At 39.9% G+C, this 13,423-nt stretch carries 10 protein-coding genes; 1 reads left to right on the plus strand and 9 read right to left on the minus strand.

Features of this window, described 5'->3' with window-relative positions; all coding sequences use genetic code 11:
• Positions 1–41: 41 nt before the first annotated feature.
• The 6 genes from AABK36_RS13495 to AABK36_RS13520 all read right to left on the minus strand — a co-directional run bounded on the left by AABK36_RS13495 (position 42) and on the right by AABK36_RS13520 (position 7,170).
• Positions 42–587, minus strand: a complete 546-nt coding sequence (locus AABK36_RS13495) for a hypothetical protein (RefSeq protein WP_309938384.1) — start codon at positions 585–587, stop codon at positions 42–44.
• A gap of 49 nt (positions 588–636) precedes the next feature.
• Entirely contained in the window at positions 637–1,278 is a 642-nt protein-coding gene (locus AABK36_RS13500; protein ID WP_309938383.1) for a DUF4303 domain-containing protein, read from the minus strand.
• A 69-nt stretch (positions 1,279–1,347) separates the two neighbouring features.
• Positions 1,348–3,246 (minus strand): DUF4139 domain-containing protein, encoded by a 1,899-nt coding sequence (locus AABK36_RS13505; RefSeq protein WP_309938382.1) that lies wholly within the window; start codon positions 3,244–3,246, stop codon positions 1,348–1,350.
• Positions 3,247–3,404: 158 nt separating this feature from the next.
• Complete coding sequence (locus AABK36_RS13510; protein WP_309938381.1) at positions 3,405–5,279, minus strand: glycoside hydrolase family 13 protein; 1,875 nt, start codon at positions 5,277–5,279, stop codon at positions 3,405–3,407.
• A gap of 192 nt (positions 5,280–5,471) precedes the next feature.
• Complete coding sequence (locus AABK36_RS13515) at positions 5,472–5,834, minus strand: DoxX family protein (RefSeq protein ID WP_309938380.1); 363 nt, start codon at positions 5,832–5,834, stop codon at positions 5,472–5,474.
• Between the two features lie 175 nt (positions 5,835–6,009).
• Entirely contained in the window at positions 6,010–7,170 is a 1,161-nt protein-coding gene (locus AABK36_RS13520; RefSeq protein WP_309939177.1) for an iron-containing alcohol dehydrogenase, read from the minus strand.
• A gap of 513 nt (positions 7,171–7,683) precedes the next feature.
• Here AABK36_RS13520 and AABK36_RS13525 point away from each other — a divergent pair.
• Positions 7,684–8,709 carry a hypothetical protein gene (locus tag AABK36_RS13525; protein WP_309938379.1) on the plus strand — a complete coding sequence of 342 codons (1,026 nt, stop codon included), beginning with the start codon at positions 7,684–7,686 and terminating at the stop codon, positions 8,707–8,709.
• Position 8,710: 1 nt separating this feature from the next.
• Here AABK36_RS13525 and AABK36_RS13530 read toward each other — a convergent pair whose 3' ends face one another.
• The 3 genes from AABK36_RS13530 to AABK36_RS13540 form a co-directional block, all read right to left on the minus strand.
• Positions 8,711–10,156: a hypothetical protein gene (locus AABK36_RS13530; RefSeq protein ID WP_309938378.1), complete on the minus strand. Its 1,446-nt coding sequence runs from the start codon at positions 10,154–10,156 to the stop codon at positions 8,711–8,713.
• A gap of 344 nt (positions 10,157–10,500) precedes the next feature.
• On the minus strand, positions 10,501–12,009 hold the full coding sequence (locus AABK36_RS13535) for a SpoVR family protein (protein ID WP_309938377.1): 1,509 nt from the start codon (positions 12,007–12,009) through the stop codon (positions 10,501–10,503).
• A 133-nt stretch (positions 12,010–12,142) separates the two neighbouring features.
• Positions 12,143–13,417, minus strand: coding sequence for a YeaH/YhbH family protein (locus AABK36_RS13540; protein ID WP_309938376.1), 1,275 nt, complete (start codon positions 13,415–13,417; stop codon positions 12,143–12,145).
• Between the last annotated feature and the right edge of the window lie 6 nt (positions 13,418–13,423).

The raw sequence follows: 13,423 nt of genomic DNA on the forward strand, positions 1-13,423 counted from the left end.
CAATTCCTCCAATTAACTAAAATAAGTCAATATAATATTTGCTAATCAATCCATTCAAATGAACTCATTGAAAAGCCAATGAAACAATCATCAGCGCAATTATACGGGAAATAGCCGCATGTAGAAATAATCCCCAAATCATTTGTTTCAAAGGTAATTTGATTGGCCTCGGAATCCACTTCCAAATAATCCTGAAGACACGTTTCATACAGCTCATCAATAGTCAAAGGACTAAATCCTTTTTCATGACTGCCGACACTAGCACCTTTCTCATTATATTCCTCAACAATATTTTTCTCATTAGTATTCAGATCACGAGTATACTCTTGATAATTTCTCTCAACTACTTCTCCCGACTCCACAATTATTTCAGTGACATTGCCAAAACCAGCAAAGGACTGGAATTCTATCTTATAAGAATAACCATCTGAATTTTCAGCCTTCAAAATTTCCCATTTTTCTATACTCTCTTCATATGTGAGCGAATCAAACTTGTCTGTTGTATTGCCTAAATGCGCATCTTCAGGCACGCAACTGAATATCAGCGTTGCGAATGCGAATAAAAATAAGTTGTGAGCAGTTTTCATTTTTTTATATTTTAGTAAAAAACATAATTAATTTAATAAGAAAATATAATTACTCCTCATTATTGTCGCAAAATTCTTCAAAAACTTCAAACTTATTTAACATTTGAACAGATTTAGCACTTAAATCAAATTCACTATCGCTAGGGTCTGAAAACCAGACCAAAACAAGCTGGTCATCTAGCATCCAAGAAAATCGGCCTTCTCTTGAAAGCTCTTTCATCGCCTGCAAAATCGCATCGAAGATATTCTCCACATTGCGTTGGTCATAATGCTCGCTTTCTTCATTGATCGAATAATTTCCAGCTTGATAAATATCCTCAAAAGCTTCGCTGCAAATTTCAAACTGCTCATGCAAGTCTTCAATGATCTTATTCGGCTTTTCAAAATATTTCAAATCCGCTTGTTCAGTCCATTCATCCGGGCAGTATTTCAGATATTCCAGATCCTCATCATCCGAATACATCATCTCACCGTTCAAATCATCCGAAACCAAATCCATAACAACGGAAATATGCGACAAACCACTGCAGGTATACACTCCGTATGCTCTCACTTTCTTGCTAGATTCGTCTTTGAGAAGATCTTCCATGTGCCAAAGCAAAGCCTCTTTAGTTGAATTTATCAATGGCCTATAATCTTGTTCATACCAAGGCTTCCAGGCCTTGATCGCTTCATCTTCGTATCTATTCAAATCGCTTGCATTATTTAACAACTGTTACTTTTTCCTATCTAATTCAATAAAAGTGCTATAATTTTCATCTTATTCAATAATCAACTTTTTCTGCTTAGGATACTTAACAGCGTATTTCAACTCCAACTCTTTGCTTGCCTTAGGCTTTAAGTCAAACACCCATTTGATTTCGCCATTTTCCACATTTCGTTTCGCTCCTGAATCCTTTAAGACCTTTACCTCTATTTCTTCCAAGACAGAAACTGGCACTTGATCCAAAATCATCATATTTATAGCCTGCGCTTTGTTGTTTTTGACAGTTGTTTTCCACGCTCTGGACTCTTCCTTTTTTGTTCCTATGAATTTCTTGGTAGTGAAATCCACCATCTTCTCACGATTTACGCTTACTTGCTTATCTGACCCCAAGGAAATTTCCAATGTATCGGATGCGTATCGTGTATCCATGATCGTCTTGCCAATATATGTTCCTTCAAAAAACACATTCGCTTCACCTTCCAAGAAATTATACTTTTCCCAATCAATAACATTCGCTATCAAAAACGCACTCTTGTCAATCTTAGGAACAGCATAGTATTGATACTCAGCCGGCAGTTCATAATGAGCCATATCCACAGCAAAACTTTTATTATCAGATTTCACACTATATGGCTTATCAATAGTAAAGTCCACAGTAGTTTGATTTTCTTTTTGCTCAAGAGGAATGGACAAACTAGCTGCTCCTCTAATTTTCACTTCAGGCTTTGACTCTAATTTCACTCCAGCAACTTTCCCTCTTAATTTCCTTGAAGGTCGATTTCTGTCGATTCCAAAAGCAGTCACAACAACTTCATCGAGTTCTCTAACATCAGCTTCAATATCAACATCAATAACATTTCTATCACACCTTACCGTTTGAGATTTATAACCTATACCCGAAAAAACTAAATAATCAGCATTATCGGGTACCGTCAAAGAATAATTTCCACTAAAATCTGTTTCTGTTTTTATCGTTGAGCCTTCCACAACTACATTCACACCTATAGCTCCTTCACCTGAAGCCTCAGTAACTTGGCCAGTAATCTGATTGCCTGTTCGCTTCTTATATACCGGCGGTCTAGATCGATAACCCAAAAAATAAGTTGAAAGCTCGGGAGCAATGCTTGACTGATTTGGCGTCGCGGAAGAAAACTTCAATTTCACATTTTCCCAATCAACCTTAGTATCTTGCTTTACATTGGCTTTATATACAACTTCTACCGGCTCCTCAATATTTTTCGCTCGGATATCGTAAGTGGGATACCAGCTTGCATTTTTCACCAAATATGATAATGCAATAGGAAAATCTCCCGAAAGCTCAGCATCCACCTTCACTATTACTTCTCCCTCAGGATACACTTTTTGATCTATAAGCTCATCTATTTTATCGTTTATCGCTTTTTCGTCTTTCTTCAACTTATCAATAACCGATTTACGCTCTATTTCTTTCATCTTGAGCGAAGTGAGTTTTTTACCATAAAACTCTGATGCCAACTGCAAATTTGAAACGCTAACTTGCTCGCTTTTGCCACCAACATGCCTATTCTCTATCAAAAATTTTAATTCCTCGGAAATGATATCCAAATGCGTTCTTTCCAATAACAATTTCTTGTCTACTTCTTCAAGCTGTTTCTCAAGGTCATCAAGCTCTTTACTCATTGATTTTATTCCAAGAACTTCCTTTTGAAAATGAACAGATAGCACCATCACTCTTCCTTGCGCTTTTACCTGAACGCTTTTGGCATCCACATATGGGGATAAACCTGTGAACTTCAAAATTGTCTCTCCCTTAGGAATGTAAACCGTTTTCTTTCTCTCGATCTGAGCTCCCTCCAAAAATACCGTAACGTCATTAACCTTTGTGACGACCTTCTTTTCAGGAACTTTTTGGGCTTGAACTCCTAAACCAAAAAACAAAATTATACCAAGAAAAAATAAGCTTAGACTCTTCATACAACACCAATAATATTGAACAATAAATTATATTAAGACTAAAATAATTAAAATTTATAGACATATTAAATATAAATGAATAAAAATATTTAAATAAAAAAAGCCAGCGATTAAGCTGGCTCCACATTTTAAACCCAAATGTAAAATGTATATACCCGTTATCTTTGAAGCAATATCATGCTTGACAATTCTTTCATTTCCAAAGTTCCGTCCAAGTCAACAATATCTCCAGTCAACAAATCCTCGAACTTGCCCTGAAGCGCTCTATCAGCTACTTGAATAGCCTTCTCTTCTCTATTGAAAATCGCCAAAATATTATGCTTGTTGTCAAATCTTCTATATCCTAATATCAAATTAGAACTATCGGCCAAGAAATAATTTGTCTCTCCGTAAGAAAGCACCGGGTGATTCTTTCTTACTTCGATCAGTTTCTTGATGTACTCTTTCAAAGCCAAATCCGCCTTGACTTCCTCTTCATTTTTTTGCAAGCCCAAAGGCGCTGTTTTCTCAGCATCAAATTCCATTTCCGGCCATATCATTGGCTTTCTGTTGTCAGGATCATCGGCGCCCCACATGCCTAGCTCATCTCCATTCCAAATCTGAGGCGATCCAATATGCGTGAACTGATGCGCCAACATCATGCGTTGAATTTTCTTAGTATGCTCATCAGGTTTTCCTAGCTTGTAAGCTTTATCATCTCTTGGATTCACCGCATTCTTATACCCTGAATGGCGATTAAAAATCGACGTGGCAAAACGAGGAGCGTCATGGCTTGATGTCAAATTCATCATCGCCCTGTTGGTGTAGTCAGGCAAATCCTTTTGAGTGCTGTCCAATTCATATAAAAACTCGTCTACAGTCATTCCTCCATCCGTCTGCGCAAAGAACCTTCTCGCAGGCTTGTACCATTGATAATGCATGACCGCATCGAATATATCTCCTTGCAAATACGGCCTCGGATTCATCAATTTGTCCGGCCATTCTTCCCACCAAATTTCACCAATGAGATAAAATTCAGGATTCAAACTACGAACATATTTTCTATAATCTCTCCAGAAGCCCAATGGTACCTGATCAGCCACATCCAACCTAAAACCATCTACTCCATCGGAAGGATCCCCATCTCCATTCGGATCAATCCATCTTTTAGAAACATTGAAAATATGCTGTTTTGGTCCTTCATGAACATTGCCCTCGTATGGCTTTCCATGCACTCTTTTTTCCGCATCAACCTTTTTCAACTCCGGAAGCGTATGCACGCCGGCCCATCCTGTATATTTGAATTCGTTTTCGTCGGTTTCCGGATCGTCAAACGACTCTATTTCGTACCAATCCGCATACTTTGAATTCTGTTGATTTTTCAATATGTCCTGCCAAGCCCAAAATGTCACTCCAGTATGATTCCATGAGAAGTCCAATACGACTTTCATCCCCTTTTGATGCGCTTTATCGATAAACTCCAAAAACATGCTATCAGCTGAAGTCATCACCCAAGTGCTGGGATCGTCAGGTATTTCTTGAGCGATTTTTTCTTCATCGCCCTTAGGGTCATTCCCAAAATTTCGGTCAATATGCCTGTAGCTTCTCGCATCATACTTATGCAGCGACGGCGCGTCATTCATTGGATTGACATACAAAGCCGTAACCCCCAGATCCTCGAGATAGTCAAGCTTGTCCAGCATGCCTTGCAAATCACCTCCATAACGTCTCATCTGCACGGTATGATAAAAGTCTTTCTGAACGGACTCTTCCCAATCATCCAAACCATACCAATCACTTGTCCAGCTTTTCACTCTCCAGTTGTCAGGCAGTACTTCCGGCCAAGCTCCCTCAATATCATGCAAAGTAGGATCATTGGCTGTATTTCCATTAGCGAATCTTTCAGGAAATATTTGATACCAAACGGCTTCTTGCGACCATTTTGGAGGTTGCTCAAAAGGCAATATGTCAGCCGAAGCACTTGATTTTTCGTCATTTTGAGAACACGAAAATTGCATGAGCCCCAACCCAAGCATAAATAAGAACTTTCTCATAACTTCAAATTGTAAGTCAACGAAATATTCACTGAAACCTAAAATATTTCATCCAAAAAATATAAAATAAGACAAGAGCTTCATCCGCTGATCAAGCTCTCGAATTAAATTAATCAAGAAAGTTCACTACGCCATCCAAAAGCATGGAAAGGCATGGAAAAATCACCGCAAACGATTTAAATACTCACAGTGTCATGCCACCGCTAAAAACAAAGACATTCCCAACATCGCTATTGCCGGATAAGACTTCCTCATGGGATCTTTTACTCTAAAATGCATGGAAATCGCTCCCATCATCAGCAAAACAAGGCCATAAGCAGCAGGCCTTACAAACTCCGGAAACCAAAGTCCGAGCACAAGCAATGACGCGCACAATAACTTCAGAAAACCGATAAAGCCTAAAAACCATACAGGCAGTCCATAAGCTTCAAACTCTTCTTTCATATTTCGGGCATTGGAACCTCTCCATTCAGAGGAATGATTGAAACGTATCAACCAAACATTGAAAATTCCGAATGCCACCAACAATTGAATAATGATAAATAAAGTTTTCATATCTTCCCCACATTGTTTTCAACAGAACAATATGAAGAAACTCATGTTGTCAAAAAATCGATTAATGCTTATTTTACTGGAGAGAAACTTGATTTAACAACATTCAAATCAATGTTAATCATATATAAAATAAAAACGCCTCCATTTTTTTATGCTTGAAGGCGCTTGTTGTTATCTAATAAGATTGCTGAAGTATCGTTCTCACTTGCGCTGGGCCTATATCTTTTCGCTCGCCCATTTTCAGCCAGCCTCTTTCTTCAAATCTTTTCGCTATGATGTCATCCACTCCATCATAATCATCAGTGTACTCGCTTAGCTTGGTAGGTATGCCTATAGAGTGCATGAATTCGATGATTTTATTAATCGTTTGTCGTGCAATTTCTTCCTCGCTCATTCCTGATAATTGGAAAACTCGCGTTCCAAGCTGAGCCAGCTTCTCTTTCTTTTGCTCAAACTGATGTTTGTAATAAGGCTCCAAGACTATCGCCAAAGTCCTCGCATGGTCAATTCCATACAATGCCGTCAACTCATGGCCAATCATATGAACGCCCCAATCCGAAGGAACTCCTTTTTGAATCAAACCATTCAAAGCCATAGTGCATGACCACATGAAATTCGATGCGGCCTTAGCGTCTTTTGGATCTTCCAATATACGAGGAGCCAGTTCTATCAAAGTTGAAAGAATGCTTTCGGAAAGCCTGTCCTGCAACCAGGCGTCAACCGGATAAGTGACATACTGCTCCAACACATGCACAAAAGCATCCGCTATTCCATTTTGAATCTGACGCAAAGGCAATGTGGCTATTACTTGCGGATCCAATATTGAAAACTGTGGAAACAAGCCCGGTCCTCCCATCGAAAGTTTCTCTTTGATTTCCGACCTTGAAATCACGGCTCCGGAATTCATCTCCGACCCTGTAGCGGGAATTGTCAATACACAGCCAAAAGGCATGCCTTTTTCCGTTCTAATACGCTTGGATAAAATATCCCAAGGATTGTCCCCTTCAAAAAGCGCGGCGCTGGATAAAAACTTCACGCCGTCAATAACTGATCCTCCACCAACAGCCAATAAATAATCTATATTCTTGGTCTTAATTACCTCCAAAGCCTCAACTAAAACACTATATTCCGGATTCGCTAATATTCCACCAAACTCCTCGTAATAGTTACCCTTCAAAGCCACCTTGACTTGGTCTAGGATTCCGTTCTTTTTGACGCTTCCTCCACCATACAGGATCAAAACTTTGGCATCTTGAGGCACTTCTTCTTTAAGCTTTTCAATTTGACCTTCGCCAAAAATCAATTTTACCGGGTTTTTAAACTCAAAACTCAACATATCTATCGTCGTTAATCTTTCATTTCTTCCTACTATGCTACGAAAGATCAATAAAAATGATACATAATCACCAAATAGATTCATAAGCGAATTCAAAATCAATAAACCTTTAGCATATTGCTCAATGCAATCACCTAAAATCACTATTCAAATCGCATTTTATACTGATAGAAGAACTGATAAACATTGAGCAGGTTGACATGTTTCCTATAATAACAATCATTTAATATCCAGCGGTTCTTCTTGATGCACATACATTCACAGCTCACATCTACTTTGCAATGCAAAAAATCCATAGCTGCGAAACATGCTATCTCCAAACTTCCTCCCTCACCGATTCAATGCCTAATTCCATCAAAGGATTTTGAACAATATGTATTTCAAAAAACTCCTACCTTAAATAAGCTCCCTTTAACAAGCGCTTTGCTAGACAGCGACACACAATTGCCAAAAACCTACACAGATCCCGTCCTCCATAAAATTCTCATTCATATTGGCCTTTTTGAAAATGCAATGAAAAAAGAAACAGTGGGTTTTCAGGTGTGCAAAAGCAGCCAACAAAGAGACCTGATGTGTTCGTTGATTTATCGTAAGATAGAATTAATAGATTACATAGAGCATTGCATTTATGAATGGCTGACTTTGAATCCAGTCCATAGCACACGAGACGTTCAACCTGTTGTTCCAGTGCTGTTGGGTATGCTGGAAGAGCTAAAACAAATCCATGAGAATCTTGTCCAAGATCTTATAGAATTTGAGCTGAACCCTTGGCTAGCTGACAAAGACCAAATGAATGAAGAAGAACTTTACCAAGCCAATTTGCTTTGGAAAATGCTTTCGAGATTCGATCAAGGAATACACTATCAATCGGTGCTCACCGAAGACGAGACATTTCTAAGAATATTGAATCATCAAGCTCGAATCAACGCTATGGCTATGTTCGCCAGACTTATTTCCAGAAAGTCCGGCAGGTACCTGCTTAGGCAACTCGCTTGGAGAAAAAACAATAGAAGCGTTGTCATTGCCATGGATGAGGATCCAACAAGAAGTATTCATACTGACAAACACCCTATCAAAGACCCTAAGAAACCAGCCAAAGAGCTTTATCAAGCCACTACTTTCATGCCCGCAGTAACCTACGACACTTCCCATGCGGTCAAAGATTCCAGTTGGGATCCAAATGAATTATTTAAAAGAGACAAGCACCTTACAAGATCAGACAGCGCAAGCGAATGGGATGAAATCACGCCGGACCAAATACCTTCGGAACAAGAAATGAACCTTGAAGGCAACGTTTGCCTTAGTCCCGCATTCATACACTTTGCCAGAGAATTAGCTAAAGCGATAAGAATCAATGCCGCCAATTATGCTTTTACCATGCCACTATCGGCATACTGCGATATGCCTTGGATAAAACCTTGGAGATCTAGAGAAGACGCCATAATCACTGAAGAAGTTGAAAATCCAATAAGACGAGAACACAAGCTTCCTCCAAGGTGGTGCGCTGATATCATCAGCTCGCCTCCATGGAAAGACTAAACTATTTTTTCTTAGACTTTCTAGCTTTGGAGTCGTCATCAAAAGCTTTCAAACTACTCGGCAACTCCAATTTCATATCTTTAAACGCTTTCACCACTTGGCTTTGACTCATAGACCTGTAAGGATAAGAGAACATAACTCGATCTTGTCGTTCTTGCTCTGGGAGCGGATCACTGCACTTTTTCTTAATCAAGGCAACCATTTCACGCCTAAGCCTCATCATGTCCTCGATCTGATGTTCAAAGAAATCTTGAGACACTTCCTTCGCATGAGCACCTTTTACATCTTCAGTAAGCCCCGCTTTTTCCATATTTTTGAGCATGGATTTTACTAAATGGTCATGCTCATCGCAAATCACACTATATTCCATCTCAAATGTCTTATTCGGAAAGAAAAATGTCGTCGCACGATATCCCATTAGTTCAGACTGAGCCTTCATGGCAAAATACAGTCCATCCATCACATTTTTTAGCCAAGTCAAATCCTCCTCGAGCTCATACATTCGTATCTCCAATAATTTCGTAGAGACCATCCAAGCGGCTTCGGAATTTATCGAGGTGCACATTTGCTCTTCGGACAAGTCGTTTATATCTCCTATCCAATCCAAATAGTCGCCAAGCTCAGGCACATCCGTTTCCATCTCAAGCTCATCAATAATATAATCCACCAAAGGCCCAATTTTCGCATCTCCCGCAACGTACTTTACATACATGCTTTGCTTCTTTTCTGTTTTTGGCCTTTTTTTCAGCTTTAAATCAATCTCTGTAATCAAGGACTGAAAATTCAAAAATGAAATAAATCTTTCGAAAAATGACTTTTCAGGCTTGGCTAACGCTTGGTCTACCTGACCAACCAAAGCAACTGTTCTATCAAGCACCTCATGAACATCCTCGCATTCCTCAGACGCTTTTGGCAACTCGACTTGACTTTCATGAACATCCGGTTCCTCCGGTATCTCAACAGATTCTTCTTTTCTCCAAAAGCGATCATTGTCAGCTCTGGACCACGAGCCTTGTTGAATTTCAATCCCAAAACCGGCATTAGCCAACAACTCATTGCACACTTTTCTTACCTGCTCCGAATCCGCCTGCGAATACTCGGCTTTGAACACTCCATCATGCTCCACAAATGGATGTCGGCGTCCCTCTTTGGATGGAGAGTAATGCATTTCCCTTACCTCCAGCGTTCTGGACCTATCGCTCAAAGACTTGGAGTGTATGTATATAGTCAAATGCGGATAAGAAGTGTTTGGCAACATCAAATAGCGTCCAAAGGGGTCTTTTTTAAATTTCTTCTGAGTAGTCCAATCTTTCTGATGAACGGATACCTTGGCGCATTGAATTGGAGAACCAAGCATTGGGCTTGGAGGGTGCATCGAAATGGACTCGCATCCTGCGAATTTTCGTTCCGAACTAATACCAGCGCTTTTTGTGAAAAATTCTCTCATCCACTCTTTTTGAGACTTCTTCTATGATAAAATAAAAGCGATTAGTTTAGTTCAACAAGTTTGGCTGTTTTTTTAATTATTACAAGATAAAAATTTAGGCAACGATTGAAGATGAACACAATACAAAAATAAAAATGCGCGATTTAGAGAAGCCAAACCGCGCCCCCGTACCGCCCACCCCAATCAAACCTAAAATTTGAAGCTAAAGAGCATGCCCGATATTCAAATCGCGACATGCTAAAATATACTGAATGAATTGGCAAAGAAAGCTCGTTGACATCATTCCAAAATAGCACTTAACAAATCAACATAAAACCCTAAAACGCTTTCACTCACCAATCAAATCAATACTTATAGCTTCTTACTTTCTCGCCATCCAAAGTCACTGTGTCTAGTTGCACCTGATGTCCCCATAAGTACTTCACACATCTCAACACTTCGGCAGCGCTTTTCTGTTCCAATACTTGTTCATTGTCTGTCGTATGCACAAGCTTCATTATCTTATCACCTTCCGGTTCCACTGACTCTATTTGGATATTCGGCACAAATGTTCCTCGATTATACTGTCTGCTCAAGGCCTCTCTGACTCCTTTATAACCTCTCCCATCATGGATCGCATTCACTTCATAATAATCATTCTCAAACTTGTCTTCAATAGAAAAAAGCTTCATATCCCTCATCACTTTTGGAGATAAATATTGAAGAATGAAACTATCATCCCTGAAGTTTTCCATTGCGAAATGAACCTCGTCCAGCCAATTTTTCCCTATCAAATACGGGAACCACTCCTTGTCCTCCTGAGTAGGCTCTGTGCAAATCCTCTTGATATCCATGAATATGTTAAAACCAAGAGTATATGGGTTAATGCCAGAGAAGTGGTCACTATTATAAGGAGGTTGATAAAGCACATTGGAGTGATGATGATAAAACTCCAACATAAACCCTTCGTCGAGATAGCCTTCCGTTTGCATTTGATTGACAATATGATAATGCATAAAAGTCGCGAAACCTTCATTCATTACTTTCGTTTGACTTTGCGGGTAAAAGTACTGGGCAACTTTTCGAACAATTCTCACCAACTCCCTTTTCCAAGCCGGCAATTTTTGCCCGTTTTTTTCAATAAAATAAAGTATGTTATTCTCCGGCTCTGAAAGCATATTCGCTTTGCTTGGCGTCTTCTCTTTCTCTTTGGAGGAGTGAGGAATTGTGCGCCAAAGATCATTAAAGTTTTCTCGCTTGATCTCAACCAATTTTTTCAATCGATCCTTTTCCTGCGCGAAACTTCGCTTATCCGGCCTTCTGTACTGATCAACTCCATGGCTCATCAAGGCATGGCATGCATCCAAGGTATGCTCCACCTCATCCTGACCAAATTCTTCCTCGCACCTCATGACAAAATCCCTAGCGAACACCATATAGTCAACTATCGAATCCGCGGACGTCCAATCCTTGAACATATAATTTCCTTTGAAAAAGGCATTATGCCCTTGGCATGCATGGGCAATCACCAGCACCATCAGGCATGTGGTATTTGTCTCCATGTTATAACTAATACATGGGTCTGAATTGATCACCATCTCATATGACAGTCCCATATATCCTTTGGAATACTTTTCTTGATTCATCGAAAATGATTTGCCGAACTTCCAATGAGGATAGCTCGTCGGCAAGCCTATCAGTGAATAAGCATCGAGCATTTGCTCAGAGGTAACCACCTCTATTTGGTTTTTATATATATCCAGTTTAAAGTCATTGCTTCCAATTCTTGAAGTCACTTCATCGGCAGCTTTCAGCGTGTCGATATTCCATGCCGCATTGGAAAACAATTCCCGATATCTTGCTTTCTTGTCCATAGCTTCAATATTTAGATCTGAAAATGAATAATGGTTTGGCAAGCCACGCACTCAGCCCGCCAATCCATATTCTTAGATGTGTCATCCTCGCCCTAAAAACTATAGAGCTTCTCCTTGTCAAATCAGCGGTTGGCTAATCCAACGACAAGTTCCTTTTGCGAAACAATCCTCTAAATACTTCCCATATTTGGTTTACTCGTTGAATCTTTCTCATGGAAAACAGTTGATCGTCGGATATTTCATTGTAAGCTTTCCAAAGATCGCTTTCCATGCCTTCACGGCTGATTTCGAGATATGCCATGTATTGCAATTTGTCCAACAAGCCGCTGCTTAATTTAGCTCTGCAATCTCTAGCATCTGCCAGCGACCATACATCTCCATCAGATGCCTGGCAAGCATAAATATTCCAAGCACTAGCATCGTACCTTTCGTCAATTATTGATTCCATCAATTCCAACGAAGGCAATACTTTGGTGCCCCCACTTTCACGAGAATTGAAGAAGTCATTTTCATCAACTTCCAAAGCCTCTGTATGATGTCGAATAAACACCACATCAACCTGCTTATATTGCTTCGTCAAAAACAAATACAATAACGTGAAGAAACGCTTGGAAATACCCTTTTCATGCTCAGTCATGGACGCAGACACATCCATAATGCAAAACATAACCGCAGAGCTAATTGGCACTTTCACTTCCTCGAAGTTCTGATACCTGATATCAACATCATCCATGAAAGGGACATTGTCTCTGTGTTTTTTAAGTTTTTCCACTTCCTCCAAAGCTTCCGCCAGTTGGTTTCCATCGAAAAGGCCGTCATCTATCTTCTTTTGCAAAGCTTTGATTTTCTTATCCAATGCTCCTTTGATGGCCATCTGTCTTGCAAGGGCTTCATGATAGCTTCTTTTGATATTGATACGCGAAGGCACTCCATAACGGACAAATCCCGCTCTTTGCTGCCTTGTGTCTTCCACTTTTTCCATATGCTTTTGAAGCATGTTTGGAAGCTCGAGCTCATCAAAGAAATATTTGAGAAACTCGTCTCTGGAAATGTGCACTACAAACTCATCTTCAGTGGGGCCTCCATCACCAGCTCCTTTTCCAGCACCTTGGCCGCCACCTCCTTGCGGAGGCGGCTTGGGTATTCTATCACCTTCTCGAAATCTATCATTGCCCGGCCTGACCCACCGTTTGTCTCCAGTGCCTTGGTCATGGCTAAAGCTTGGCTCTTTCAATCCCTTCACAGGAACTTTGACAGTCCCTTCAGAGCTTTGCTCGGTGATCGATTCCGAATTAATCACTCTTGGCAAATTATCCTTGATTTGCTTGTCAATTCGCCTAAGAAATTTCTGACGGTTGTTAGAAGACTTGCCACTAGCATTGGATCGACGATCTAATATAATACTCATAGCATC

It is taken from the genome of Aureibacter tunicatorum (assembly GCF_036492635.1).
Lineage (GTDB): Bacteria > Bacteroidota > Bacteroidia > Cytophagales > Cyclobacteriaceae > Aureibacter > Aureibacter tunicatorum.

What these genes read in the sequence shown, in the direction of transcription:
- AABK36_RS13495 (WP_309938384.1), bottom strand. Translation starts at nt 587, where the DNA reads ATGAAAACTGCTCACAACTTATTTTTATTCGCATTCGCAACGCTGATA.
- AABK36_RS13505 (WP_309938382.1), bottom strand. Translation starts at nt 3,246, where the DNA reads ATGAAGAGTCTAAGCTTATTTTTTCTTGGTATAATTTTGTTTTTTGGT.
- AABK36_RS13510 (WP_309938381.1), bottom strand. Translation starts at nt 5,279, where the DNA reads ATGAGAAAGTTCTTATTTATGCTTGGGTTGGGGCTCATGCAATTTTCG.
- AABK36_RS13515 (WP_309938380.1), bottom strand. Translation starts at nt 5,834, where the DNA reads ATGAAAACTTTATTTATCATTATTCAATTGTTGGTGGCATTCGGAATT.
- AABK36_RS13520 (WP_309939177.1), bottom strand. Translation starts at nt 7,170, where the DNA reads ATGTTGAGTTTTGAGTTTAAAAACCCGGTAAAATTGATTTTTGGCGAA.
- AABK36_RS13525 (WP_309938379.1), top strand. Translation starts at nt 7,684, where the DNA reads ATGAAAAAAGAAACAGTGGGTTTTCAGGTGTGCAAAAGCAGCCAACAA.
- AABK36_RS13530 (WP_309938378.1), bottom strand. Translation starts at nt 10,156, where the DNA reads ATGAGAGAATTTTTCACAAAAAGCGCTGGTATTAGTTCGGAACGAAAA.
- AABK36_RS13535 (WP_309938377.1), bottom strand. Translation starts at nt 12,009, where the DNA reads ATGGACAAGAAAGCAAGATATCGGGAATTGTTTTCCAATGCGGCATGG.
- AABK36_RS13540 (WP_309938376.1), bottom strand. Translation starts at nt 13,417, where the DNA reads ATGAGTATTATATTAGATCGTCGATCCAATGCTAGTGGCAAGTCTTCT.